The organism is Parapedobacter koreensis, from assembly GCF_900109365.1.
GTDB classification, from domain to species: Bacteria; Bacteroidota; Bacteroidia; order Sphingobacteriales; family Sphingobacteriaceae; genus Parapedobacter; species Parapedobacter koreensis.
Map to the genome: position 1 here is coordinate 201,674 of NZ_FNZR01000008.1, position 25,299 is coordinate 226,972.

Genomic DNA, 25,299 nt, shown 5'->3' on the forward strand with positions numbered 1-25,299 from the left:
AAAATAAGGTAAAAAATCCAAAAGTAACAGGCCGTTGCAGCGGTGGATATCACCGTGCTATCAAAAAACGGGAAATGTTGTATATTGCAAAAAAAATGTTGCGTAAGAATGCTATGAAATGCTGCATCGTATCCTATAGCCGCCTTTTCCAGTTCGTGGTCCTGTGCGGCCTCGTTGGCTGTGCCTCGTCGCCAACGGCGGTAGTAGCGGATAAGGCACCCCTGTCGCTGCAATGGGAAATTGTGGCCTCGCCTTATTCGGGTACCAATCAAACCCTGTCGTTATTGACCATTAGCAACCAGGCTACGGACACGTTGGATGCAACCGGGTGGACGATTTATTTCAACAATGTCGGCACTGCGGAAATAACCGGGCCAGATACTGCGTTGGCCGGTATCGGTTTTATTAATGGCGACTTTTTCTCCTTATCCCCACGGCAGGGATGGAAGCCGCTGGCTCCCGGTGATTCGGTACAGCTCCGTGTATTGTCACGGCGGCTCAAGAACATGACGGATTTGCCCAAAGGCTTTTACCTCGTGGATGATGGCCATCCGGAGGGTACCGCCCTGCCCCTGGTGATCAAACCATTTGCGCAGGCCGACAGCCTCGAAATCGGCCTTGCGGCACGCATATATGCTCAAAATGAAACCATCACGGATGTATCTGTATCGGCCTTGCTACCGGTACTTCCTACACCCGTGGCTTATGCGTATACGACCGGTGTATTCAAACTAGATCCCACGGTGCCGATTATCACGGATGCAGCTTTTGAGCCCGAGGCATCGTACCTGCAAAGCGAATTGGCCAAGGTGCTTGACCGTGTGCCCGAAATAGCTAAAGCAAAGCAAGGCAAGGCCTTGGTGCTTCGGCAAAAAGCAGGCGGAAACGCCGAAGGGTATTCGCTCACGGTAGATACCACCGGTGTAGTGATAGAGGCGGCGACGCGTGCAGGGGCTTTTTATGGCATCCAGACACTGAAAAATCTCCTGCCTCCCACTTCATGGGCGGATAAGCAGCCTGCCATTGCTATTCCCGGAATCACGCTGACAGATGCGCCGCAGTTTGCCCATCGTGCCGTGATGCTGGATGTAGCACGCAACTTCCAGACCAAGGAGCAGGTGATGAAGATCCTGGATTTGCTGGCGCTGTATAAGGTCAACATCATGCATTTCCACCTCACCGAAGATGAGGCGTGGCGGCTGGAAATACCGGGATTGCCGGAGCTGACCGATGTAGGGGCTAAGCGCGGGCACACGCTGGACGATGCGCGGCGCCTCATGCCGTCGTATGGCTCGGGACCTGATGCGGACAATGCCACCGGAAGTGGATTTTATAGCCGGGCTGACTACATCGAATTGCTCCAGTACGCTGCGGCACGCCACATCCGCGTCATCCCTGAAATCGAGACCCCGGGCCACGCACGGGCCGCCATCAAGTCCATGGATGCTCGATACGCCAGCTACCTGGCCAAGGGCGATAGTGCCGCAGCATCGCAATACTTGCTGCGCGATTTGGAAGACCAGTCGGCGTACCGTTCGGTGCAACATTGGAACGACAACGTCATCAACGTTGCGGTGCCGAGTGCTTATGTGTTTCTGGAAAAGGTGGTGGATGAGCTCATCGCCATATACAAGGAAGCGGGGGCACCCTTGGAAACCATCCATTTCGGTGGCGACGAGGTACCCAATGGCGTGTGGGAGCGCTCACCCGCCGTTCGCCGCCTGTTGGCTGCGGATCGCAGCGTCCCGCACACTGATGATTTGTGGCACTACTATTTCAATCGTATCAACAAGCTGCTCAGCGCACGGGGGCTTTACCTTTCAGGATGGGAAGAAATCGGCATGAAGAAGGCCGTGGTAAACGGCCGCCCCCGCATGGTCGTGGAACCGCGCTTTGCACGTGAAAATTTCCATACGGATGTATGGGCCAACCAAGGGGCAAACGTTGATCTGGCTTACCGGCTGGCCAATGCGGGTTACAAGGTGGTACTTACCAACGTGACGAATTTTTATATTGACCTGGCCTACAACGAGAGCTTCTACGAGCCCGGCCAGTACTGGGGCGGTTATGTGGACATTGAAAAGCTGTTCCGCTTCGTCCCGTACGACTACTACCGGAGCTTGGAGGAAAAAGCGAGCGGTGAACGGCTGACCGCTGCCGGAAGGGCTAACATCGTCGGGTTGCAAGCCCCTTTATGGAGCGAAATCATCACGTCGCCCGAGCGGATGGAATACCTGCTGCTGCCCAAGCTGCTCGGTTTTGCCGAGCGGGCATGGGCGGCTGACCCTGCTTGGGCCAGCGAATCCAATGAACGTAAGACCAAGGCGCTGTATGCCGCTGATTGGTCGGCATTTTTGAATGCCTTGGGCAAACGCGAGCTGTCCCGTTTGGATCACTATGGCGGTGGTTATCAATACCGCATACCTACGGCAGGCGTCGCCCAGCGCGACAGTAAGCTGGCTGCCAATGTGCAGTTTCCGGGTTTCGTAATCCGCTATACGACAGACGGCAGCGAACCTACGGCGCAGAGCGCGGTGTATACGGAGCCGCTGCCTGCAACGGGTACCGTGGCCTTCCGCGTGTTCAACGCCGCGGGGCGAGGGGGGCGTACGGTATATTGGAAATAATTTTTAACGGTTTTATTTTACGATATACAGGGTTATCGCATTAAAAAAAACGAAGGTTTTGTTTATGCACATGAGGCTGTGCAGGCCTTTGTCGCTGGAAGCGACCCCCTTTGCGCGCTATGCCGCGCAGGCATGTTACTTTGTCGCGCCAAAGTAACCAAAGCGCTTCGGCTGGCCGCTCTGGCCACGAATTTATTCCCGCACGGCTTTCAGCAGCAACCCTCCGTACACCATTAAATGCCACATAGGGGATTTGCGGCAAGCAGGTTGATGCACTACCAGCCGTAGCAAAGACCCAAGTGGCGAGTCTTTGCCTACTTTCTGCGGAAGAAAGTAGGAGCCCCCGCGGCTTGAGCGGAGAAAAGCCCTGTCGCGGCAGCGACGAAAAGCCCTGCGGGCAAACGCAAAAGAAGCTCCTGCGGCCCATTTTGGCTATACTAATTTTTAAATGTCCTGTTTCAACTGCGTGAAAAACTGTTTTTCCCGTTCGGCTATCGCGGTGAGCTGCTCAGCGAGCTGGTCATACCGGTCGTTGCCGGATTTACGGTTTTTATAGATGCGGGAGATATTCAGCGCGAAGTCACGCCAGGCATCACCGATGGACGTCATTTCTGCTGCCCGCTGCCGGAGTATCGGTTTATCCAGCAGCGTAGCCGCTTCCTGGAGAAAGGCAGCGTAGATAAAGCGGAATCCACCACCGCCCGTGCCGATTTCTTCCTGCATGCGCACGAGCTGGCCGAGGTAATGATTCGTTTTCTTGATGCCGATGGTCTTCGGCCATTTGCGGATATTGCGGGCCACCCATTTCATGGCCCTTACCCCTACAATGGGTACGGGGGCCAGCATATCGTTGCAGGTCTGCCGGATGCCTTTTTTCACAGCCCGCTGGAGGTCGTAGTGGTCTGGAAGCCGTTCTAAGTAGTAGAGGTGTCCTTTCGGAGCTAAAGCCCCCTTGGCAAAGCGCACCTGTTCAAGCTCCCGTTCACTGAGCTGGGTGGTATAATCCATTACCGGATCACTGATGAGGTATTCCCCGGCTTCTTTTCCATACACCACGAGGTTGTGGGCGTTGAAATGGAAGCGGTATTCATCGGGGAAGTACGTGAGGTGGTATACACCCACCTGCAGGCCTACCGGAATGCCTTGCCGGAGTTTTTCATCCAAGGCAGCCTTTGCCTTTTCGGTCGACGAAAACCGCTGGTGCTTTACCTTGATCCCCAGCCGCTTGGCCAGCTTCCTGAAGATATAACCCGGCATGGGGCGGTAGCTGAAGCCCGGGGCGAAGTTGACCTTGATAAACGGTAGGTAGGTGAAAAACAGGCCACTGCCGATGCCGAAGGCTAATGGTTCTGAAATAGGAACGCCACGATGGTTCAACAGGTTCGAAATCACCCCATTCTCGCAATGGGCAGATTGGCGGTGCTCAAAAGGTATCTTCATGTGTTCGGATGGGGAAAGGGCGATTGCAATTGCTCAATGGTGATGCCAAAGGTATCGGCATATTTTCGGAGCGTTTTGTCGCTTAGCTTGGCAAAGCGCTTCGGCTGGAAATGCCGCTTCACAAACCAACGGTGTATGCCCACATAGCTGGCCAATAGCGATACATCCATGCGGTGCAGCTCCATGTAGTACGCGATGGGGCTGGCTTCGCCGGCCAGGACGGCCTGCCTTGTGGCAGCTATCCGTTCGTCGATGAGTTCAAGCGATTCATTCAAGGCCAATGTCTTCGCCTCCCACCCGGTACTCGGTACGGTGGTATAGCGGCCGTTTTCGTCCACCGCGTAGCACAGTTCGTGCACATTCTTTTTGGCCAGGCTCCCGTTGTCTTGCGGTACTTCTTCTTTCTTCATACCTCATTAGTCATTGGTTTGCAACAGCATTTTCATGGTTGCTGTGAGGGCCATCGTTCCATTGACGGACACTTGGCCTTGAATGTTGCAAATTTTCAAAAAATCCGAGGTAAAAACAAGCTCGGTATGGGTGGAGGTCAGCAATCGGTCGCCCACCTTAGGCAATGTAACGACCTCCAGGTCAAGGATCGTGCTGATGACTCCCAAATTGTCTTTCTCCTTATCCCATAGGGCCTCGTTGGGTCGGATAAAAAAATAGTTGAGAAAGATAAAACTCGTCTGCGCAAGATTTTCAAGCATTCCCATTTCCGAGAGGGTACCCCGGTGCACAAATAAGCACTCCGATTTCACGAGGAAAGATGTTTCCGTCTTGAGTCCGTCCACGGATACCACACGGTCTACCATGACCATGGGCGGCCTATGGGGGATAAGCTCTTCAATATCGGGGAATGGCCTACGGTTATCCAAGTTCTTTAGCTATGACGGTTCGCATTTCGCCGATGGCGATGAGTTGTTCCCTGCATGTGACCTCGCCGCTCACCATGGTGACGCCAAATAGTCGCTGGAGTATCTTGATGGTAGTGCGGAGTTCATCCCCCACTCGGGGCAGCTGGTAGATTTCGAAATTTTTGATGGATCCGATATACCCCGTCGGTGGGGTTAAGTTGCGCAAGAAATAGTCATACCCTTGGTGTAAGGCAATGGTCTGTGCAAAATGCTCGATGACCCCCGCCTCCGTGAGTCGGCCGTCGCTAGCTACCAGCACATGCTGTGCCGGGACTTCAAAACCGGAAATAATATGGTCGGTTCCGTGTTCAATAAGCTTATCGACCAGCACAAAGGGCAGCTGTTGGGGGATGAGCTTCCCGATAGCTTCTTTTGATGAAACAAGGCTCATATCGTTAGGTGACTTCCAATAGCGCATAAACATAAGAAAATCTTCCGCTTTCCGGGACGGAAAGCAAAATTTTTTCACCCGGTTGGAGTTTGCCTGAATTAAACAGCTCCTCCAACTGGATATAGCTTGATGCCGCGCCCATGTTGCCCACTTTATGGAGGTTGATGAACCATTTTTCTTCAGGAATGTCAACCCCTGCCTTTTTGAACGCTTCACACAGCCGATCCTTAAAGAAGTAAGACGAGATGTGGGGAAGAAAGTGGTCGATGTCGCTTGCTTGTACCCCGTGCCTGCGCAGCACCGCTTGGATGCTTTGTACCCCTTTGGGAATGATGTGTGCCTCCAGCAACCTGATGTCCTGTTTGATGGCAAATATCGATTGGTCGAGCCAAGCTTCCGGTGCGGTATCACTCCAGGGGATCAATGTTCCGTCGGCTTTGACCGCTCCGGCATACATGCAGGGCTCCAGCTCGTGGGCATAGGAGATCCCATCAATCCAATGGATGGCCAATGAGCGGCCCGGATGAGTGGGCTGCGCGCCCAGCAGCATGGCACCTGCGCCATCGGACAGCATCCAGCGGAGAAAATCCTTTTCAAAGGCAATGATGGCGTTTTGCTCAAGCGCGGCAAGCCGCTCGGACTCGTTGTTGAATTTATCCGCGCGTAGCCAGGATGATACCCGTTCGGAGCCCGTGCACACCGCTTGCCTGGTACTTCCCGTGGCCACGGCCATGTATGCATATTTGAGCGCGTTCATCCCCGAAGTGCAGATGCCCGAAGCGGAATTGATTTCCATGGGGCCATTTTGCCACAGTCCATGTACCATGCTGGCATGTGAAGGTAGCAGTTGGTCGGGCGTGGAGGTGCCACAGGAAAGCACATCGATTTGCCGCTTGTCGGCTCCCGATTGTTCCAGCAGCCTATTGATGGCCTCGATGGTCAGCTCGGCATTGCTATGCGTTGGCTGCCCGTCGGCACCAATGGCATAATAACGCGCCGTGATCCGGTTGTTTCGCAGCACGATGGCGCGTGCACGGGAGGGTGTGCCATTGATGACACCCAATACGTGCTCCATGCGGTCGTTGGAAACGGGATCATTAGGTAGGAACTTCGCTATTGCATTGATGTATACCGTTGGCATTACCGGGATTCTTTGATATTAACAGATTGAAAGTACCGCGTCTCCTTCCGGATAAGGGGAAGGAAGGGCAAATGTAGTATTAAAAATAATAAACTGACGATAGGTGCTAATACCCATATGGCAAAAATCAGGTAATAGTTGAAAGCCTTCAGCCACGGTTTGCGGGCTGGATCCCCCGGTATCCCCTTGCTTCGGATGAGGCTGGCCCATTTGGCAAATAACGAATTGGCCCTTCTATCAGTAAATACCAACAAAGGTTTTACATGGACAGCCCCCAGCTGCACCAGTGCCCGCTGGAGGGTATCATAGTTGCCGTTTTTCAAATGAGTACGTATCGGTACGCCAAATTTCTCGGACGCATGGATCGCTTCTTCAGCGACCCCCGGCTTGGGGAATATTCCGAGGTACGAATCTTTTTTGCCAGTCATCATCCAGTGCACGATGGTAATGACGCTGATATGGTTGAGGTGCCGGTCTACCAAGACCACGTTGCCCACGTGGTTGGCGCCGATGCCATGGAGTGCCCACTTCACTTTTTCCTGTGCCATTGCCCACATGTTGCGGCAGTTGATGATGGTAACGACGGGCTTATTCTTCAGAAGGGCCCTTGCCTCCTCACTTTTCAAAAATGAATTGAACGGGATGGACGGCGAGAGGTACCACACTTGGTAACCAAGGATGATGAGATCGTAATCCTCCCGGAGGATGTCCGCTCCCATCGGTTCGAGGGCACAGGGAATCTGTAAGAATGACTCTGGAAAAGCATCGAAGAAACTGTAGCCATCCCAGGGGAAAGGATAGTCTTGGACAGGTTGTATCCGATGAAAGGTAAGTGCTATATCGCTATCGGCCGCCAATGGCTTAAGGATATTGTCCAGGATCTCCTTCTGTTGGCCCGTTTGGGTGTAGTATACGATAAGAACTTTTTTAGACATTAGACATTAGAAAATAGACATTAGACAACAGACTCCTGACCATCGATCACCCGTCACCGATCACCAACGTTAAGCACCCCAAAAATCATAATAATTAAACCATTGCAACGGATATTTTACCAAAATTTGTTCGATGCTGCGCGTATAAGCATGGAGCAGCGATTGGGCATCGCGATGATCAAATACGGCCGTCCGCGCATACAGGTGATAATGTTTATGCCGTTCGCGCATCACATAAACGAAAAGCACCGGTGTGCTCAGGCGTGAGCTGATGAGGAAAGGGCCTGCTGGAAAACGCGCCGGCTGGCCAAGAAAATTGGCTGTCAATGTCTTGGCCCCACCCACGAAACGATCCCCGGTGAAGCATATCATGTCCTTTTGGTCGATGACCCGGTTGATTTCAAAGACGTGCGACAGGTCGTCCTTGACGACGATGAATCCGGTTTTCGGTTTGGCCATGATACTGGCCAGGTAGGATTTAATGGCCCGTTGCTCCTCGTCGGTGGTCACCAGATGGATTGGCTTGTCAAATTCGCCCATGAAATACTGCGATACTTCGAAATTGCCTACATGAGCGCTGATAAGGATACCTGCGCTATTGTCCTTGGCCAATTGACGGATGTGCTCGATGCCATCAAATTCGTAGGTGTATCGGTGGGCAAGACCAGCGGTAATGGCCACCTTGTCGATGATGGTCTGCCCGAAGACAAAATAATTGCGGTACGTATTGATTAGGCTTATCAGGAAGCCATGACGGCGATGATTGCGAAAATATCGGTAGATGGCACTGGTTTGACGGCGGGAAAACAAGAAGTAATAAAGGGAGACAAATACCAGCAGGAGATAGGCAACATTTATCCCCGCATGTTTAATCAGGAAAATAAATATTTTGTATCCGGAAACCGTTCCTTTTGATTTTCCTTCCCATTCAGCCATTGGATTTGATTAGGCGATGGCATGCAGCTTACTGCCGATTAAATCATAGAGGTCGTTAAACGTGTTGACGTCGGTAAAATCCTTGCTTTCCAGTTTGATGCCAAAATTTGATTCGATGATGACCACTAAGTCCACGTAATCCAGGCTATCCAAATCAAGCGAATCCTTTAGATTTGCCTCGGGTTGGACAACCTCGGATTCTACTTCAAACTCTTCAATTAAAAACTTATTGGTAATGTCAATTATCTCGTCCCTACTCATGGTTAAGCTACACTATTCCAGTTTTTTTACAATTAATGCGGAGTTTGTTCCGCCAAATCCAAAAGAATTTGACAAAAATACATTAAATTTTTGGTTTATGGTATTTTTTACCAAACTCAGGTTTCTGGCGGTTTCGTCCACTTCCTCCAGGTTGATATTAGGGGCGATAAAGCCATGTTGTGCCATGAGGAGCGAATAGACGACCTCACTGGTTCCGGCCATCCAGCATTCATGCCCGGTCATGGATTTCGTGGAACTGATGTAAGGGCCTGCGCCAAATAGCTGGGATAATGCACGGGCTTCGTTGGCGTCGCCCATGGGCGTGGATGTCGCATGGGCGTTGATGTATTCGATATCGGCAGGGGAGAGGCCTGCTTGTTGGATTGCCATTTCCATTGCCCGTGTCGGCCCTTCTACGTTGGGGGTGGAAATGTGGTCGCCGTTGGACGAAAATCCATAGCTCAGCACTTCCGCCAATATGGGTGCCCCGCGGCGTATGGCCGACTCGTATTCCTCCAGGATGATGGTGGCTGCACCGCCTCCCGGTACCAAGCCGTTGCGGCTCTTGTCAAACGGGCGGGAAGCTTTTGTGGGCTCGTCTTCCCGATCGGAAAATACCCCCAATCCATCGAAGCTGGCCATGGCATATTTGTTGGTTTCCTGTGCGCCACCGCAGATGATGCAATCCTGCAACCCCTGCTTAATAAACAGGTAGGCCAGCCCGATGGCGTGCGAGCCGCTTGCGCATGCCGCGCTGATGGTCATGTTGATGCCCCGGATGCGGTAGATGGTAGCAAGGTTCATGGTCACCGATGAGTTCATCGATTTGAAGATGGCACCCGACCCGACCAGCATGGTATCTTTTTTCTGGCGTACGATATCGATGGATTCCATCACTGCTTGCGATACACTGTCATTGCCATATACCAAGCCCACGATGTGCTCGTCAAAAAAGCCCTCGCCAATCCCCGCGTTATGCAGGGCCTCCCGAGTGGCTACATAGGCATATTCACTTTCTTCGCCCATGCTGATGCGCTGCCTGCGCGAAAGGATTTTCGTCAGGTCGGGCTTTTCCACCAATCCCGTGAGCGCAGAACGGTAGCCGAAATCCTTGCGCTCCGGCGAAAAGACAATGCCCGAACGGCCATGGTATAACGAATCCTTTACTTCATCGAGGTTTTTCCCCAACGAAGAATAGATGCCCATTCCGGTGATGACGACCCTGCGTTGCATGTTTTACGAATAAATTCCCCCATTGATGTTAATTACCTCTCCGGTAATGTATGAAGCTTTCTTTGAAGCCAGAAAACAAACCAGGTCAGCTACTTCTTCGGCTTTCCCAAACCGGTTTAACGGTATCAATTTTTTGAGTTCCTTTTCGTCCAGTGTGTGGGTCATATCCGTCTCGATAAAACCCGGTGCCACCGCGTTGACGGTGACATTGCGCTTGGCTATTTCCTGTGCCAGTGCCTTGGTGGCCCCGATAAGGCCAGCTTTGGCGGCGGAATAATTCGTTTGGCCTGGGGTGCCTTTTACACCCGATACGGAGACGATGTTGATGATCCGGCCGTAACGTTGGCGCAGGACGTCCTGCATGAGCGGCTTTGTCACGTGGTAAAAACCGTTCAGGCTGGTATTGATTACCGTAGTCCAGTCGTCGTTTTCCATCCATAGAAATAAACCATCGCGCGCCACACCGGCATTGTTGACAATGACCTCAATGATGCTTTCCGGATGCTGGTCTTTCCAATTGGCCAGCGCAGCATGGGTTTCTGCTCCATTACTTACATCAAACTGGATCAGTTCGGCTTCGCCGCCGCCTGCCACGATGATATCCCTGGTTTCTTCTGCCGCCTGTATGTTGGACTGGTAGTTGATCAAGACTGGGTAGTTCAGCTCGCTGGCCAATGCAATGCAGATTGCCCGGCCAATGCCGCGGGAACCGCCGGTCACCAGTGCGTATTTCTTATCTGCCATTAATTCGCTTTTTCAAAAGGCTCCGCGTTGTCAAACCATTCGTTGCCCAGCACCTTCCCGCTGGTGTCGATAAAGCCCCATTTGCCGTTATGTTTGACACGGGCGAGGCCGTTGATGAAGCCTTTTTCGTCACCACCGGTCAGGAAACCGATCAGCGCCACCGATATGCCGTATTCAGCAGGGATCACCAGTTGGCCAGTGGCGTTGATGAAACCCCATTCTTTGCCCACCTTTACAGGCGCAAGGCCGTCCGGGCTGAAAATCTCCGCATCGGGGTACTGGGGTTGGATTGCCAATTCGCCCTGCGCATTGATATAGCCCCATTTTTTGTCCACATATACCGGAGCCAAGCCATTCCGGAAAGCCCGTGCCTTGTCATATTGTGGCTCGATTACCCATTCGCCTTGTTGGTTGATGAATCCCAGCTTGTCATTTTTCCGTGCGTAGGTCAGCGGCTCATCGCCAAGGAATGTCCATATTTTGTCTGCCCCATCCACCGGCGTGAAGGGCCCACCCTTGCTGATAAGGCCAAATGTCGTGCCTTCGCGGGCGATGACGATGCCATTGTCCGAAATATCAATTTCATCATAACGGGGCTCCACTACGGCTGAGCCGCCGACATCGATGACACCCCATTTGCCGTTCTGCCGCACCTTGGCCAGCCCATTCGTGAAGGATTGGATTTCGGCATAGGAGGGTTTCAGGATGACATGACCTTTATTGTCTATCAAACCTACCAAATCGCCCGATCGGAGAAACGCCACACCTTCATTGAAGTCATACAATTTGTCGGACGCTGGCATTTCAACCGCAGTGCCTGTTTTGTCAATGTATTGCCACAGCTTGTCCTTTTCCACGATGGCCAGGCCGCTGTTGAATGCCTTCGCGGCATCAAATTGCGGCTCAATGACCGTTTCACCACGGGCATTGATATAGCCCCACTTTCCATTGACGAACACAGCGGCGAGGCCATCGGAAAACGAACCAGCCTTGTCGAATTGTGGCGCAATGGTTAGGTTGCCCTGGGTGTCGATGTAGCCGATTTTTTTGTTCGTTTTGACCAGTGCCAGCTCTTGGGCGTACGAGAGGCAAACAGCGAATGCCAGTAAACAGGTAAATAGCGGTTTCATGACGTAAACGTGTTTAAATTTAAATGAATAGCATCATGTGCTTTGATATAATCTTTTACCCTTGCCAGGTAAGGCGACAAGGTGATATCCTCTTTAAAGGTAGGGACAATTGACCGTATATTCGTATAAACTTCTCCACTTTTTGAGGAAAGTTTATCCCGGCAATCCAGCGCGTCCACGGCTTGCACCAGCGTGACCAATTGGATGGCGAGCACTTCATACGCATTGTCGATGACTTTCTTGGTGAGCCACGCCGCATTGGTGCCCATGCTTACGATATCCTGGTTATCCTTATTGTTTGGGATGCTGTGTGTGTATATGGGCGTTGCCAGCGTTTGGTTTTCTGCGGTCGTAGATGTCGCGGTAAACTGTGCGCCTTGCATGCCGAAGTTGAGCCCAAGCTTGCCCAAGTTGACAAACGAAGGCAGGATTTCGTTCAGCGAGACGTTGAGCAAGTAGTTGAGCTGCCGTTCCATCAGCATGGTCAGTTTGGCTGTGGCAATGCGCAGTTTATCCATCTCAAAGGCGATGTAGTCGCCGTGGAAATTGCCACCATGGAAGACATTTTGTGAAGCAACGTCGATGATGGGGTTGTCGTTTGCCGAATTGACCTCTTCGACAAGTGTGGTCGTGCAATGGTGCAGGGCATCCCATATTGGCCCGAGGATTTGCGGTACGCAGCGGATGGAATAATATTCCTGCAATTTGTCCTTGAAGATGGTTTCTTCTACCCGGCGGTCATACAGGTGTTCGTGCCGTTTGCGGATCAGGCTGCTATCGGCGATAATTTCCCGCATCAATGCGGCTACCTGCTGTTGGCCATGGTGTTTCTTCGTACCGTTGAGCGTTTCGGAGAGGTGATCATCATAAGCCCTTACCAGTTCGTTTATCCAGGCCGAGCAAGTGATTGACCAATACAGCAACCGTTGCGCATAGATGGTGTTTACGATACCGATTCCGGTCATCACCGACGTGCCGTTGATGAGGGCAAGCCCTTCGCGGATGTGGATTTGCAAGGGTTCCAACCCTTCGCTGGCGAGCGCTTGCGCCGCAGCGGTTTCTTTGCCTTGATACCAGACGTTCCCTTCGCCGATCATGTTCAATGCCAGGTGGGCCAGCTGCACCAGGTCGCCACTGGCACCTACGCCACCATGCTGGTGGATGACGGGCACGATGTCACGGTTTAACATTTCCGTCATCAGTGCCACGGCATTGGGGTGCACACCCGAATAGCCCAAAGACAAGGTATGCAAGCGGGCTAAAAGTGCAGATTTGGCGTAGATGGGATCCAACACCTCGCCCATACCGGTCGCATGGCTACGGATGAGGTTGTATTGCAGTTGGATTTGGTCTGCTTCAGCTATCCGGTACTGTGCCATGGGGCCAAATCCCGTGTTTACGCCATAGATAATTTTATCCTTGGCGAAATTTTTCAGGAAATGATGGCTTTGGTTTATCCTATCCGATGTGCTTTGGGTCAACTTGATTTTTTGGTTTTCGAAGAGCACCGCGTAAAAATCGGCCAACGCTATCGGGTTCGTTAGTTCTATCATTTAATTCGAGAAATACGTCAATTAAAGTGGTTGCAAACTTAGCTAAATTGGCTTTGATATCCAACTGTCTATGGGCATATGCAATGCGACGTCAGGCACCAAGCCGGCAACGCCCTGGCTATTTACTTTTTCCTGGATAAAACTTATATAAAGATTTATAAATTACGGAATGACATTTACTAATTATGATATATTGAACCATATTTTATCGTAAATTCATCGTATATAATACGATAAAAATACGATGAATTTACGATTAAAATACGATGGTATATAAAAGTTTACTCTATTTAAATTAATCATTTATAAAAATTTAGTTGGGAAACAGTTGCTGAGCACTACCGTGACAGGGAATAAACCTTGCTTTTATAGGCAACTTTGTCTAAGTTTGGCGCGTCCATTCGCTATTTACATGATTTCAGAGCACGTTGATGTTTTAGTAATTGGAGCGGGCCCTTCCGGGGCTGTAGCGGCTTCCATCTTGCACCAGAAAGGCGTTAAGGTAAAAGTCATTGAACGGGAGCATTTCCCCCGTTTTGTCATTGGCGAAAGCCTGATTCCCCGTTGTATGGATCACTTCGATGAGGCTGGATTCATCGAGGCTGTCGAAGCCAAGCGGTTTGAAAAGAAATTCGGCGCCCGTTTTTTACGGGGCGAAGATGTATGCTGGTTTGACTTCAGCCAGAAGTTTTCCCCCGGCTGGGACTGGACGTGGCAATTGCCACGCGCGGAGTTTGATCAGACGCTTACGGACACCTTGCAGCACAGGGGTGTTGATATCGCTTTTGGTACCACAGTGGAAAATGTGGTGTTTGCTGGTACCGATTCTTTGACTACGGTACGCGATGAGCAGGGAAACCGGAAAGAAATCCATGCACGCTACCTTATCGATGCCAGCGGCTACGGCCGCGTACTGCCACGGTTGCTGGATCTGGACAAGCCTTCTACGTTTGCGCCCATGGCCGCCACATTTGTGCATGTCCATGATCTTCGTCGCCCCATAGGGATAGAAGGCACACGCATCACATTTGACGTATTGGAACAACGGATATGGTTTTGGGTCATTCCGTTTTCGGATGGGCGGACGTCCTTGGGGCTGGTATGTCCCAAGGAGCATTTGGAAGCCATCAATCAGGGCGATAATTCCAAGACTTTCCAGCGTATCATCCAGCAATCCGACTATTACCGCCAGCGGTTTGATGGTTTGGATTTTCTTTTCGAGCCTAAGCAAATCGTATCCTATGCTAAGGCGGTGAAAAAGTTATACGGCAATGGCTTTGCGCTCACGGGCAACAGTGCGGAGTTTTTGGATCCCGTATTCTCATCGGGCGTTTGTTTTGCGACCGAATCAGGCGCATTGGCGGCCAACTTGGCCGCTAAGCAACTGGCTGGTGGGCAAGTGGATTGGGAGCATGAATATGAAGAACACATGCTATGGGGAGTCAATGTGTTCCGTTCCTACATACGGGATTGGTATTCGGGCGATTTGCAGAAGTTTTTCTTCCATAAGGAGGTGAATGAAGACGTGCGCCGCAAAGTGTGTTCGGTATTGGCGGGCTATGTATGGGACAAGGAAAACCCATTTGTGAAGAAGCACGACCGCGCGGTGAAGGCCGTGACCCATTTGCTACCGTAAGAAGCCGGAAGTCCGGGATTCGAAGCCGAAAGTCGAAGTTAATGCATATGGCAAAACCATTTCGATATCAAACTTGCATCGTTATCGGGTGTTGTGTAATGCTGATGGTGGCTGCTTGTGCTGGTATCAGGCAATTGCCTCCTATGGCGCAGTACCATAGCCAAGTGGGGCAACGGGAAACACCTTCACCGGACTTTTATGTGATGCCGCATGGCAAGCTCCGTAAAAATGACCAAGGGCTATGGGAGCTCTATGTATCGGGCAATGCACTGGAACGTGGGCTGACCAACGGTATCCTCACGGAAGAGCTGCTCCATCAACAAGAATCGGCATTTGTCTCACAGGTGCAGGATCTCGTGCCATCACGGTTCCGCCAACGCCTGCTGCGCGGCTTCCTCAGCTTTTTCAACCGACAGCTCGCTGATCACGTACCCGAAGAATATCAAGTGGAAATCTATGGCCTTTCCCATTCGGCCTCAGATACCTTCAATTTCATTGCTCCGCCTTACCAGCGGTTGCTGTATTTCCACGGTGCCCATGATATTGGGCACGCGTTGCAGGATCTGGCATTGGTTGGATGCACCTCTTTCGCCGCCTGGGGTCGGCATACCGCAGACGGGAAGCTGCTGATTGGGCGCAATTTTGATTTTTACGTCGGGGATGATTTTTCCAAGGAGAAGATGGTTGCCTTTATCCGGCCCGACAGCGGATACAACCATGCCATGGTTACCTGGGCGGGTATGGTTGGTGCGGTTTCCGGTATGAACGAAAAAGGGCTTACCGTCACCATCAATGCGGGCAAATCAGCAATGCCGCTAAAGGCCAAAACACCCATTTCACTGCTCACCCGGGAAATCCTTCAATATGCGGCCACGCTTGATGAAGCTATCGACATTGCCAGGCGACGCGATGTCTTCGTTTCGGAATCCATTCTTGTAGGTAGCGCCGTAGATGGGAAAGCTGTGATTATCGAAGTATCACCAAAGAAGTTCGGTGTATTCGAGGTGAAAAATGGAGCTGACTTATTGGTCTGTGCCAATCATTTCCAAAGCGAATCCTACCAATCGGACAAGAACAACCTGCGGCAATTGGCCGAAAGCCATTCGAAATACCGTTTTGACCGCATGCATGAGCTTATTGCAGCTACGCCGCGGCTTACACCATCGGCGGCAGCTGACATGCTGCGCAACCGTGAGGGAAAAGGGGATACACCTTTGGGTTATGGCAATGAAATGGCCATCAACCAGTTGCTGGCGCACCATGGGGTCATCTTCCAGCCCGCAGATCGTATCATGTGGGTATCGGCAAATCCCTACCAATTGGGTGAGTTTGTAGCTTACCAGCTGGACGAGGTCTTCCAGCGGGCGTCATTGGCCGATAGTGATACGATATGGGCTACAAATGCCTTGAACATTCCGGAAGATCCCTTTGTCCATTCGGCCGATTTTGAAAACTATCAGTCCTTTAGGATGCAAATGCAGGAATTGGAGGTTGCTATTGCTGCCGGCATGCAGGTGCCGGATAGCGCAATCGCTGCGTTGTTGCGGCTCAACCCGGAGTTTTGGAAAACCAGCTTCCTCATCGGTGAATATCATTTCAAGCAAAAGCATTATGCCGAAGCGCTGTCTTATTTCCGGCAGGCCGCGAGTAAGGAAGTGACCACCGCGCCGGACAGGCGGCTGATTGAAAAGCGGATTAAAATGTGTGAAAAAAAATCATGATACCCATACCAGCAATCGAAAAAGCCAATCGGGAGACGATCAAACGGTTCCAGGAGGAAAAGTTACGGGAGTTGATGGCCTATCTCCGACGGCATTCCGCTTATTACCAGCGGCTATTCAGCGCCCATGGTATCGCATGGGACGCTATTCGTTCTTTGGAAGATCTGGCACAGGTACCCGTGACCACCAAAGACGACCTGCACCGTGAGAACCAAGCGTTCCGTTGTGTGGATAGTTCGCAGGTGGCGGATTATGTGACCACCTCGGGTACCTCCGGCGACCCGGTGCTGCTGGCACTTACCGATAGCGATCTGAATCGGCTCGCTTACAATGAAAGCCTGTCCTATCAATGCATGGGCATGAGTGCCGGAGAAACTATCCAACTCACCACGACGATGGATCGGCGTTTCATGGCGGGTTTGGCCTATTTCCTCGGTGCGCGTATGGCGGGTATAGGCATCGTGCGCGTGGGATCGGGTGTGCCGGAATTGCAATGGGATACCGTTGCGCGTGTTCGGCCGGATGCCGTCGTCTGTGTGCCATCCTTTTTGCTTAAGATGATTGAATATGCTGAGGCCAATGGTATCGACTACCAGCAGAGCAGCATCAAGAAGGCGCTTTGTATCGGTGAACCCTTGCGTACACCGGATTTTGCGCTCAACCCCCTTGCACGACGGATACGAAGTAAATGGGATATCCAATTGTTTTCTACCTATGCCTCTACCGAGATGGCCACGGCGTTTACGGAATGCGCGCATGGGGTGGGAGGGCACCATCACCCGGAATTGATCATCGCGGAATTTTTGGACGAGGACAACAATCCCGTGCCGGAGGGCGAACCTGGGGAATTGGTGATCACCACCTTGGGCGTAGCCGGGATGCCGCTGCTCCGTTTCAAGACGGGAGACATTGTGCAACCGCATTATGAACCTTGTGCCTGCGGTCGCACGACCATGCGGCTGGGGCCGGTCATTGGGCGTAAAAACCAGATGGTCAAATACAAAGGAACCACGCTCTATCCCCCTGCACTGTTCGATTTACTGAACGATGTGGAGGAAGTAGAAAACTACCTCATCGAAATTTCATTGGATGAATTTGGCGAAGATGAAATCACGGTGAAGGTCGGAAGCCATGCCATTTCCGATGAACTCCTGCTTCGGATCAAAGATCGCTTTCGGGCCAAACTGCGCGTCAGCCCGAAGATTGTCTTCGTTTCCGTCCAGGAAATCAACCGGATCAAGTTCCCGGAGAACTCGCGGAAAGCCATTACGTTTATCGACTACCGTTGATAAGTTTGTGTCAATTGCTCCAAATCGTCGATAAACCGATCACATGCAGCGGCCGGTGTAGCCCAAGAAGTGACCAGACGTATTGCCGTGTGCCGCTCGTCTACCGCTTGCCAGCGATGGAATAAGTAGGTTTTTGCCAGTTCTTGGATGATGGGCTCCGGCAATACCGGAAACAGCTGGTTGGAAGCGGGGGGCACCATAAATGTATATCCCAGGCTTTCAATGGCCGCCACCATGGCCAACGCACGGGCGTTTGCATGGGCAGCAAGGTCAAAGATGAGGTTGTCGCGAAACAGCTCACGGAATTGCAAGCCCAATACCCTACCTTTAGCCAGCATGGCCCCTTTCTGCTTCAGGTAATGTTTGAATCCGGTTTTTAGCTCGGGATTTGTGATGACGATGGCTTCGCCCAGCAGCGCGCCGTTTTTGGTGCCGCCGATGTAAAAAGCGTCCGTCAGTTCGGCCACGTCTGCCAGTGTCAGGTCGTTGCCCGGTGCGGTAAGCGCTGCGGGGAGGCGGGCGCCATCAAGGTAGAGGTACCAACCCTGCGCACGACAAAATTCAGACAGCGCTGCCAGTTCGGCCTTGCTGTATACCGTGCCCAACTCCGTCGTGTTGGAAATGTAAACCATCTTGGGCTGGGTGCTGCCTACTACGTCCAGTTGGGTGAGCAATGGCGAAAGCTGTGCTACGCGCAGTTTGCCATCGATTGTGGTGATGGCTTCCACGCGGTGTCCGGAAGCTTCGATAGCGCCTCCCTCATGGCCGTTGATGTGGCCAGTTTGCGCGGATACGACCGACTCGTACGACCGCAGTGCGGCGGCGATGACGATGAGGTTGGCCTGTGTGCCGCCGGAAACGAAGTGGATATCGGCCTCATGGCCGGGGAGTAGTTGCTTGATCAGGTTTTTTGCTTCGGCGGAGTAGTCATCATTGCCGTAGCCGATTTGTTGCGATAAAGCAGTTTCCTGAAGTGCCTTTAAAATATTGGGGTGGCATCCCTCGCTGTAGTCATCCCGGAAATAATAGTGATATGTGCTCATGTTGATTTATCGTTTTTTTAATCTGCGGCATCCACCAGCCGGTAATCGCCGTTTTCTTTCAGTTGGGGCCGGCCGATGGCAATGTTGGTAGAGTGGTACATCAGGAATACCCACCCTTCAACGCTCCCTTGCTCCCAGTATTGCTGGCGCAAAGCCATGGACTTGCGTCCGTCATAATCGTATTTAGCGGCAAACTGCCGGAAAAATTGCTCGGGTTCGGGCGCTTCGTCGCCGCCGAAAAAGAAATGTTCGCCCCCAGTATGGATATGGAATACCTGGTGATGGGGTGTATGGCCGCCCGATACTTCATAGCTGACTTCATTATTCAGCACGCCATTGCCCGCCACGAGCAGCAGGTTGCCACTGCGCTGCAACACGTCGAAAATCTCGGTCTTGTACGAGTCGGATTTGCCGCTGTACGCATCTTCCCACTCCCCTTCTTGCACCACATATTCGGCATCAGGAAAGGCCAGCCGGAATGCACCGTCCTGCTCCGCCACCATTCCGCTTGCGTGATCCTTGTGGAGGTGCGACAGCAGCACGTACCGCACGTCGCTGGGGTCGAAGCCTGCCTTACGGATGTTGTCATGGAGCTGTAGCCCTCCATTGGCGTTGGTATGGCCGATGCCGGTATCCAGCAGGAGCAACCCGTTTGCCGATTCGATCAGGAACGGATGCACATGGATAAACAACGATCCCGGGCGATCTTTCTTGCTGTCTTTACTTGCATCAAATGGAATGAATTTTTTGGATGAATCTACGGAAAATGAACCTTCGAATAAGGAATGTGCTTGCATGTTTTTATCTTTACCGCTTCGTAGTGCACAAACTTAGATAAATTTGCCCTTTTTACAAATTTATCGATCTACTCGGCTGCCATTGGGAGACAAATTATTATAGAGGAAACATATGCAAAAAAGATGGGCAATCACTTCTTGCCGCGACCGGGCAACATCGCAAAAGCTCCGCGAGGAACTCGGCGTAAGTGCGGTATTAGCTGATTTGCTGGTGAATAGGGGAATAGCGCATTTTGAGGAAGCCCGCCAGTTTTTCCGTCCGGATTTGTCTTTGCTGCACGATCCGTTTCTCATGCGGGATATGGACAAGGCCATTGCGCGCATCGAACAGGCTATTGGCAATAAGGAAAAGGTGCTTGTCTACGGCGACTACGACGTAGACGGTACCACTGCGGTAGCCGTGGTATACAGTTTTTTCAGGCAGTTTCATTCGCGGCTGGAGTTTTATCTGCCGGATCGTTATGCCGAAGGGTATGGCATATCCTTCCAAGGGATTGATTATGCGGCCGAAAACGGTTTTACGCTCATCATCGCGCTGGATTGCGGCATCAAGGCGTTGGACAAAGTTGCTCATGCGCGCGAGCGGGGCATTGATTTTATCATCGGCGACCACCACTTGCCGGGCGAACACTTGCCCGATGCGGTAGCTGTGCTCGACCCTAAGCGCCCGGATTGTCCGTATCCGTATAAGGAATTGCCCGGATGTGGCATTGGCTTCAAGATCATCCAAGCCTTTATCCAGAAAAACAACATGGATATCAACCAATGCTACCAATACCTGGATTTGGTGGCTGTGGGCATTGCCTCGGATATCGTACCCATTACCGGCGAAAACCGGATACTCACCCACTTCGGCCTCCAGAAACTCAATAGCAATCCGTGCTGCGGGCTGCAATCGCTGATTGACTTGTCTACCCATCGGAGCGGCCAGTTTACTGTCAATGACATTATTTTCCAAATCGGCCCACGCATCAATGCTGCAGGCCGGATAGACCATGCCAAGGACGCGGTGAAGCTGCTCACTTGCAAATCCCAGCAGGAGGCTGCGGTATACAGCAGCAGCATCGACGAGCAAAATTCCCAGCGGAAAGATTTTGATCTGCGCATCACGGAAGAGGCGCTCGCCATCATTGATGGTGATGAAGGGCTGAAGCAACGGAAGACCACCGTGGTATTCCGGCCCGACTGGCATAAAGGGGTCATCGGCATCGTGGCCACCCGCCTGACGGAAAAGTACTACCGGCCCACGGTGGTGCTCACGCAAACGAACGGGCATGTATCCGGCTCGGCACGTTCGGTGGTGGGCTTCGACCTTTATGAGGCGCTGAACGCGTGCAGCGACCTGCTCGACCAGTTTGGCGGGCACAAATACGCTGCGGGGCTTACCATGAAATCCGAAAATATTCCGCTATTTGAACAACGTTTCGAAGCGGTGGTATCGGCCAGTATCCTGCCGGGTATGCTCCAGCGCGAACTGCTCATCGATGCAATATTGGACTTATCGGACATCGATGCGAAATTTTTCCGTATTTTGCGGCAATTCGAGCCGTTCGGGCCGCATAATGAAGCGCCGCTTTTTGTGAGCAAAAAGGTGCAGGTCTGTGGGATGGCGGCGGTAGTTGGTGGGAGCCACCTGAAGATGACCGTCATGCAGAAAAATACGGTGGCATTTGACTGCATCGGATTTGGATTGGGAGCATATGCGGATGCGATTAATGCAGACAGACCATTTGACATTTGCTACACGGTGGAAGAAAACGTATGGCGCGACAAACGGAGCATCCAATTGAATTTAAAAGACATCAAGTGTTGAATTGGCAGCTGATAGTCAAAGCCGATAGCTGAATAACATGATTTTAAAAGCAGAACACCTCATCAAAAAATACCGGCAGCGTACGGTGGTAAACGATGTGTCGTTTGAGGTATCACAAGGGGAGATTGTGGGGTTGCTCGGGCCGAATGGCGCAGGCAAAACCACGTCGTTTTACATGATTGTGGGACTCATTAAGCCCAATGAGGGCCACGTGTACCTGGATGGGGAAGAAATCACCGAAGATCCGATGTACCGCAGGGCACAGAAGGGCATCGGCTACCTTGCCCAGGAAGCGTCGGTATTCCGCAAATTGTCGGTGGAAGACAACATCATGGCGGTATTGGAAATCAACCATAAAGACAAGGCTGTACGCAAGGAAAAGCTGGAGGAGTTGCTGGCTGAATTCAGCCTCAATAGGGTGCGGAAAAACAGGGGGGATCTGTTGTCCGGTGGCGAACGCCGCCGTACCGAGATCGCTAGGGCACTGGCTGCCAGCCCGAATTTCATTCTGCTGGATGAACCGTTTGCTGGCGTAGATCCCATCGCTGTGGAAGAAATACAGACCATCGTTTCCAAGCTCAAACACCGCAACATCGGCATCTTAATCACCGACCACAATGTACAGGAAACGTTGTCCATTACGGATCGTGCCTATTTGCTCACCGAAGGTAAAATTATGCTGGCGGGTACACCGGAAGAAATAGCCGTCAATGAGATGGCCCGCAAATTTTACCTGGGCAGGAATTTTGAGCTACGGAGGAAAAAACTTTAATTCATGGCCTTTATCAATTCGATATTTACCTGGATTATGAAAAAGCGCATCCACCAGATTGAGCTTTTCATGAAATATCCGCATGAGGTGCAGGACGAATGGTTCCAAAGCCTCATCGCTACCGCCGAAGCCACGGAATGGGGGAGAAAATACGGCTACAATTCCATTCTCACCCCGGAAACCTACAAGGAGCGTGTGCCCATACAGGACTACAACAGCCTGAAACCGTATATTGACCGCATGATCAAAGGCGAACAAAATATCCTGTGGCCCTCGGATATCAAATGGTTTGCCAAGTCATCCGGCACCACGGCCGACCGCAGTAAATTCATCCCCGTGAGTGAAGAAGCCTTGGAAGACTGCCATTTTCAAGGCGGCAAAGATATGTACTCGGTCTATTGCCACAACCGGCCGGATACCAAAATCCTGACGGGCAAGGCGGTGGTATTGGGTGGCAGCTCGCAAATCAACAGCTTCAATTCCGATTCCTATTACGGCGATCTCTCTTCTATCCTTATCCGGAATCTTCCCTTTTGGGCAGAGTTTAACCGGATACCGGACGTGGAAACCACACTAAACCCTAATTTTGAAGAAAAAATAGAAAACGTAGCCCAGATTACGATTCATGAAAACGTAACAAATTTGTCGGGTGTACCCACGTGGAATGTGGTGCTGGCCAAGCGCATCCTCGAGATCACCGGTAAAGATAACCTGCTGGACGTATGGCCCAACCTCGAATTTTACAGCCATGGGGGCGTAAGTTTCAAGCCTTATCGGGAGCAGTTCAAGAAACTCATTCCCGCCGATACCATGTATTACCTGGAAAACTACAATGCATCGGAAGGATACTTTGCATTGCAAGATCAATCGGATTCGGAAGATTTGCTGCTCATGCTTGACTATGGGATTTATTATGAATTTCTTCCCATGGAAAACCTATTTGATGAACATCCGAAGACATTGGCACTCCATGAAGTGGAATTGGGAAAAAACTATGCACTCATTATTTCCACAAATGCTGGATTATGGCGTTACATGCTGGGTGATACGGTTAAATTCGTGAACCTGCATCCCTATCGTATCCAGATTACGGGGCGTACGAAGCAATACATCAATACATTTGGTGAAGAAGTCATCGTCGACAACGCGGATGATGCGGTGAAGCAGGCATGCACGGAGACAGGGGCTTCCATCCGGGACTATACGGCAGGGCCTGTTTACTTCAATGCCGGCGAAGCCGGGGCACACGAATGGATCATCGAATTTGAAGAACAACCCGATGATTTTGATAACTTCTGCAAGGTGCTGGACACTACGCTACGTGAAATCAATTCGGATTACGATGCCAAGCGGTTCAACGATATGGCTCTGCGCTTCCCCATCATCCACAATGCACCCAAAGGTACGTTTTACCGATGGATGAAATCGCGGGGCAAACTTGGCGGGCAAAACAAGGTGCCCCGACTGGCCAATGAACGCTCTTATCTTGATGATATCTTAAAGCTTATCCGCTGAATATACGTTTACTTTTGTCCCGCTAACCGCCGTCTGTCATGAGCAATAACCGGTTTGCGAACATATGGAAAATACTAAAAGGGTCGCCGAAGGATTTTTCTTTGCAGGGGCGGATATTCCATTCACTGTGCGTATTCGGGATGGCGGGATTGCTCATTTCTGTACCCATCAATCTTTTCATGGGGCAATATGAAGCGACGTACATCTTATTTGCATCCATCACGTTGTTGCTTGCGTTTTACCTGCTTTCGCGCCTTGCAAGGCGGCTGTCGCTGGCTACGTGGATGTTCGGCATCTCCTGCAACCTTTTCTTTGTGCTGATTTTTTTGTTTGCCGGCGGGATAGATGGGCCCAACCTGCTCAGCTTCCTCATCGCGCTGTTCCTCATGATCATCATATCCCCCAGCAATCGGGCAAAGATAGGTTGGAGCATAGTCAATGTAGGATTATTGGCTGCGCTGCTCTATGCACAGTATACCTACCCCGATTTGGTATCCTTTGAGTACGTCCGGCGTGCCGATAGGTTTGTGGATCATTTGCTGCAATACATGATTTTGTCAGCCGTATTGTACTACGGCACCTCGTACCTGATCGAAAACTACGAATACGAACGCGTGTCGGCCGCCAACCGTGCAGAATCGATACGCAGGCAGAACCTGGAAATCAATGCGCAGAAAGAAGAGCTGGAACGCCTGAATAGCGAGAAGGACAAGCTGTTTTCCATCATTGCACATGACCTGCGCACCCCCTTGAGTGGCATCTACAATTACATGAATATCCTCTTCAAGTCCAACTTGGATCCGGATAAACGGTACCTTATCGAAGAGGAATTGCTTCGGCAGATGGGCGGCACCTCCGATATGCTGGCCAATCTGTTGCTATGGGCCCAGCAACAGCTACAAGGTGTCAACATCACGTTAAAATCGGTAAGCCTGAACACGTGTATCTGCAACGCGCTGGAGATGGAGATAAGCGCGGCCCAACGCAAGTCCGTCGCGCTGGAATTGCCCGCAAACGATGTCATCGTCATGACGGATGAAGCGGTAGTCCAGATAGTCGTCCGCAATTTGGTCAACAATGCCTTGAAATTCACGCCGTCAGGCGGTAAGGTGGCCGTGACCCTGCAGGAAAGCGATGGCCATGTCTCCATTGCGGTGGCTGACACGGGCGTGGGGATACCGGTATCGCAGCAGCAGTTTATTTTCAAGCTCAAGGCGCATACAACAGTGGGCACAGCGAATGAAAAAGGGATCGGGCTGGGGCTATTGCTGTGCAAAGAACTGGCGGAAACGTTGGGCGGAACGCTTACGTTTGACAGCCGTGAGGGTGTCGGTACCACATTTGTGTTGCGCCTGCCCATAGAAAAATCATTGGACTCCCGTTCCTTATCCGTAACTTTGTAGCC

General features: G+C 51.6%; 22 protein-coding genes. 8 read left to right on the plus strand and 14 right to left on the minus strand.

What is annotated here, in order from left to right:
* The first annotated feature begins 95 nt into the window (after nt 1–95).
* Complete coding sequence (locus BMW65_RS18345; protein WP_218145458.1) at nt 96–2,627, plus strand: family 20 glycosylhydrolase; 2,532 nt, start codon at nt 96–98, stop codon at nt 2,625–2,627.
* Nucleotides 2,628–3,071: 444 nt separating this feature from the next.
* Here BMW65_RS18345 and BMW65_RS18350 read toward each other — a convergent pair whose 3' ends face one another.
* From BMW65_RS18350 to BMW65_RS18405, 12 genes are all read right to left on the minus strand, one after another.
* On the minus strand, nt 3,072–4,067 hold the full coding sequence (locus BMW65_RS18350) for a BtrH-related acyltransferase DarH (RefSeq protein WP_090607583.1): 996 nt from the start codon (nt 4,065–4,067) through the stop codon (nt 3,072–3,074).
* A complete protein-coding gene (locus BMW65_RS18355; RefSeq protein WP_090607585.1) occupies nt 4,064–4,477 on the minus strand; it encodes a flexirubin biosynthesis protein DarG in 414 nt (137 codons plus the stop codon). Before BMW65_RS18355 ends, BMW65_RS18350 begins: the two co-directional genes overlap by 4 nt.
* 6 nt (nt 4,478–4,483) lie before the next feature.
* Complete coding sequence (locus BMW65_RS18360) at nt 4,484–4,945, minus strand: ApeP family dehydratase (protein WP_143053921.1); 462 nt, start codon at nt 4,943–4,945, stop codon at nt 4,484–4,486.
* The gene (locus BMW65_RS18365) at nt 4,938–5,375 is read right to left on the minus strand and encodes a hotdog family protein (RefSeq protein ID WP_090607588.1); all 438 of its coding nucleotides are present in this window, start codon (nt 5,373–5,375) and stop codon (nt 4,938–4,940) included. Before BMW65_RS18365 ends, BMW65_RS18360 begins: the two co-directional genes overlap by 8 nt.
* 4 nt (nt 5,376–5,379) lie before the next feature.
* The gene (locus tag BMW65_RS18370) at nt 5,380–6,516 is read right to left on the minus strand and encodes a dialkylresorcinol biosynthesis protein DarB (RefSeq protein ID WP_090607590.1); all 1,137 of its coding nucleotides are present in this window, start codon (nt 6,514–6,516) and stop codon (nt 5,380–5,382) included.
* Nucleotides 6,516–7,451, minus strand: coding sequence for a hypothetical protein (locus BMW65_RS18375; protein ID WP_090607591.1), 936 nt, complete (start codon nt 7,449–7,451; stop codon nt 6,516–6,518). Before BMW65_RS18375 ends, BMW65_RS18370 begins: the two co-directional genes overlap by 1 nt.
* 69 nt (nt 7,452–7,520) lie before the next feature.
* Nucleotides 7,521–8,387, minus strand: coding sequence for an LpxL/LpxP family acyltransferase (locus BMW65_RS18380; RefSeq protein WP_090607593.1), 867 nt, complete (start codon nt 8,385–8,387; stop codon nt 7,521–7,523).
* A gap of 9 nt (nt 8,388–8,396) precedes the next feature.
* Nucleotides 8,397–8,648: an acyl carrier protein gene (locus BMW65_RS18385; RefSeq protein WP_090607594.1), complete on the minus strand. Its 252-nt coding sequence runs from the start codon at nt 8,646–8,648 to the stop codon at nt 8,397–8,399.
* Nucleotides 8,649–8,660: 12 nt separating this feature from the next.
* Nucleotides 8,661–9,881, minus strand: coding sequence for a beta-ketoacyl-[acyl-carrier-protein] synthase family protein (locus BMW65_RS18390; protein WP_090607596.1), 1,221 nt, complete (start codon nt 9,879–9,881; stop codon nt 8,661–8,663).
* A gap of 3 nt (nt 9,882–9,884) precedes the next feature.
* The gene (gene fabG, locus BMW65_RS18395) at nt 9,885–10,625 is read right to left on the minus strand and encodes a flexirubin biosynthesis SDR family reductase FlxB (protein ID WP_090607597.1); all 741 of its coding nucleotides are present in this window, start codon (nt 10,623–10,625) and stop codon (nt 9,885–9,887) included.
* Nucleotides 10,625–11,755 (minus strand): WG repeat-containing protein, encoded by a 1,131-nt coding sequence (locus BMW65_RS18400; protein ID WP_090607599.1) that lies wholly within the window; start codon nt 11,753–11,755, stop codon nt 10,625–10,627. Before BMW65_RS18400 ends, fabG begins: the two co-directional genes overlap by 1 nt.
* The gene (locus BMW65_RS18405; RefSeq protein WP_090607601.1) at nt 11,752–13,308 is read right to left on the minus strand and encodes a flexirubin biosynthesis tyrosine ammonia-lyase FlxA; all 1,557 of its coding nucleotides are present in this window, start codon (nt 13,306–13,308) and stop codon (nt 11,752–11,754) included. The genes BMW65_RS18400 and BMW65_RS18405 overlap by 4 nt, the downstream gene beginning before the upstream one ends.
* Nucleotides 13,309–13,720: 412 nt before the next feature.
* On the opposite strand from BMW65_RS18405, the gene BMW65_RS18410 reads away from it, so the two are divergent.
* From BMW65_RS18410 to BMW65_RS18420, 3 genes are read left to right on the plus strand one after another with little or no spacing between them, the layout of a single operon-like run.
* Nucleotides 13,721–14,944, plus strand: coding sequence for an NAD(P)/FAD-dependent oxidoreductase (locus BMW65_RS18410; protein ID WP_090607602.1), 1,224 nt, complete (start codon nt 13,721–13,723; stop codon nt 14,942–14,944).
* A gap of 47 nt (nt 14,945–14,991) precedes the next feature.
* Nucleotides 14,992–16,665 carry a C45 family peptidase gene (locus BMW65_RS18415; protein WP_177181209.1) on the plus strand — a complete coding sequence of 558 codons (1,674 nt, stop codon included), beginning with the start codon at nt 14,992–14,994 and terminating at the stop codon, nt 16,663–16,665.
* Nucleotides 16,662–17,954, plus strand: coding sequence for a flexirubin biosynthesis putative acyl-CoA ligase FlxY (locus BMW65_RS18420; protein WP_090607605.1), 1,293 nt, complete (start codon nt 16,662–16,664; stop codon nt 17,952–17,954). The genes BMW65_RS18415 and BMW65_RS18420 overlap by 4 nt, the downstream gene beginning before the upstream one ends.
* On the opposite strand, the gene BMW65_RS18425 is transcribed toward BMW65_RS18420, so the two are convergent.
* Both BMW65_RS18425 and BMW65_RS18430 read right to left on the minus strand, forming a co-directional pair.
* Nucleotides 17,945–18,997 carry a threonine aldolase family protein gene (locus tag BMW65_RS18425; RefSeq protein ID WP_090607607.1) on the minus strand — a complete coding sequence of 351 codons (1,053 nt, stop codon included), beginning with the start codon at nt 18,995–18,997 and terminating at the stop codon, nt 17,945–17,947. The genes BMW65_RS18420 and BMW65_RS18425 overlap by 10 nt on opposite strands.
* Nucleotides 18,998–19,014: 17 nt before the next feature.
* On the minus strand, nt 19,015–19,794 hold the full coding sequence (locus BMW65_RS18430; protein WP_090607608.1) for an MBL fold metallo-hydrolase: 780 nt from the start codon (nt 19,792–19,794) through the stop codon (nt 19,015–19,017).
* 112 nt (nt 19,795–19,906) lie between these two features.
* Here BMW65_RS18430 and recJ point away from each other — a divergent pair, with 112 nt between their 5' ends.
* From recJ to BMW65_RS18450, 4 genes are read left to right on the plus strand one after another with little or no spacing between them, the layout of a single operon-like run.
* Complete coding sequence (recJ, locus tag BMW65_RS18435) at nt 19,907–21,607, plus strand: single-stranded-DNA-specific exonuclease RecJ (protein ID WP_090607610.1); 1,701 nt, start codon at nt 19,907–19,909, stop codon at nt 21,605–21,607.
* A gap of 37 nt (nt 21,608–21,644) precedes the next feature.
* Nucleotides 21,645–22,379, plus strand: coding sequence for an LPS export ABC transporter ATP-binding protein (lptB, locus tag BMW65_RS18440; RefSeq protein WP_090607612.1), 735 nt, complete (start codon nt 21,645–21,647; stop codon nt 22,377–22,379).
* Nucleotides 22,380–22,382: 3 nt separating this feature from the next.
* Nucleotides 22,383–23,894, plus strand: a complete 1,512-nt coding sequence (locus tag BMW65_RS18445; RefSeq protein ID WP_090607613.1) for a GH3 auxin-responsive promoter family protein — start codon at nt 22,383–22,385, stop codon at nt 23,892–23,894.
* Between the two features lie 38 nt (nt 23,895–23,932).
* Nucleotides 23,933–25,297: a sensor histidine kinase gene (locus BMW65_RS18450; RefSeq protein WP_090607622.1), complete on the plus strand. Its 1,365-nt coding sequence runs from the start codon at nt 23,933–23,935 to the stop codon at nt 25,295–25,297.
* Nucleotides 25,298–25,299 lie beyond the last annotated feature (2 nt).

Bases quoted from the DNA above. Each gene is read 5' to 3' on its own strand.
- BMW65_RS18410 (WP_090607602.1), top strand. From the start codon at position 13,721: ATGATTTCAGAGCACGTTGATGTTTTAGTAATTGGAGCGGGCCCTTCC.
- BMW65_RS18425 (WP_090607607.1), bottom strand. From the start codon at position 18,997: ATGAGCACATATCACTATTATTTCCGGGATGACTACAGCGAGGGATGC.
- BMW65_RS18370 (WP_090607590.1), bottom strand. From the start codon at position 6,516: ATGCCAACGGTATACATCAATGCAATAGCGAAGTTCCTACCTAATGAT.
- BMW65_RS18345 (WP_218145458.1), top strand. From the start codon at position 96: ATGTTGCGTAAGAATGCTATGAAATGCTGCATCGTATCCTATAGCCGC.
- BMW65_RS18420 (WP_090607605.1), top strand. From the start codon at position 16,662: ATGATACCCATACCAGCAATCGAAAAAGCCAATCGGGAGACGATCAAA.
- BMW65_RS18405 (WP_090607601.1), bottom strand. From the start codon at position 13,308: ATGATAGAACTAACGAACCCGATAGCGTTGGCCGATTTTTACGCGGTG.
- BMW65_RS18445 (WP_090607613.1), top strand. From the start codon at position 22,383: ATGGCCTTTATCAATTCGATATTTACCTGGATTATGAAAAAGCGCATC.
- BMW65_RS18430 (WP_090607608.1), bottom strand. From the start codon at position 19,794: ATGCAAGCACATTCCTTATTCGAAGGTTCATTTTCCGTAGATTCATCC.
- BMW65_RS18450 (WP_090607622.1), top strand. From the start codon at position 23,933: ATGAGCAATAACCGGTTTGCGAACATATGGAAAATACTAAAAGGGTCG.
- BMW65_RS18415 (WP_177181209.1), top strand. From the start codon at position 14,992: ATGGCAAAACCATTTCGATATCAAACTTGCATCGTTATCGGGTGTTGT.
- BMW65_RS18380 (WP_090607593.1), bottom strand. From the start codon at position 8,387: ATGGCTGAATGGGAAGGAAAATCAAAAGGAACGGTTTCCGGATACAAA.
- BMW65_RS18355 (WP_090607585.1), bottom strand. From the start codon at position 4,477: ATGAAGAAAGAAGAAGTACCGCAAGACAACGGGAGCCTGGCCAAAAAG.
- BMW65_RS18375 (WP_090607591.1), bottom strand. From the start codon at position 7,451: ATGTCTAAAAAAGTTCTTATCGTATACTACACCCAAACGGGCCAACAG.
- BMW65_RS18385 (WP_090607594.1), bottom strand. From the start codon at position 8,648: ATGAGTAGGGACGAGATAATTGACATTACCAATAAGTTTTTAATTGAA.
- fabG (WP_090607597.1), bottom strand. From the start codon at position 10,625: ATGGCAGATAAGAAATACGCACTGGTGACCGGCGGTTCCCGCGGCATT.
- recJ (WP_090607610.1), top strand. From the start codon at position 19,907: ATGCAAAAAAGATGGGCAATCACTTCTTGCCGCGACCGGGCAACATCG.
- lptB (WP_090607612.1), top strand. From the start codon at position 21,645: ATGATTTTAAAAGCAGAACACCTCATCAAAAAATACCGGCAGCGTACG.
- BMW65_RS18365 (WP_090607588.1), bottom strand. From the start codon at position 5,375: ATGAGCCTTGTTTCATCAAAAGAAGCTATCGGGAAGCTCATCCCCCAA.
- BMW65_RS18350 (WP_090607583.1), bottom strand. From the start codon at position 4,067: ATGAAGATACCTTTTGAGCACCGCCAATCTGCCCATTGCGAGAATGGG.
- BMW65_RS18400 (WP_090607599.1), bottom strand. From the start codon at position 11,755: ATGAAACCGCTATTTACCTGTTTACTGGCATTCGCTGTTTGCCTCTCG.
- BMW65_RS18390 (WP_090607596.1), bottom strand. From the start codon at position 9,881: ATGCAACGCAGGGTCGTCATCACCGGAATGGGCATCTATTCTTCGTTG.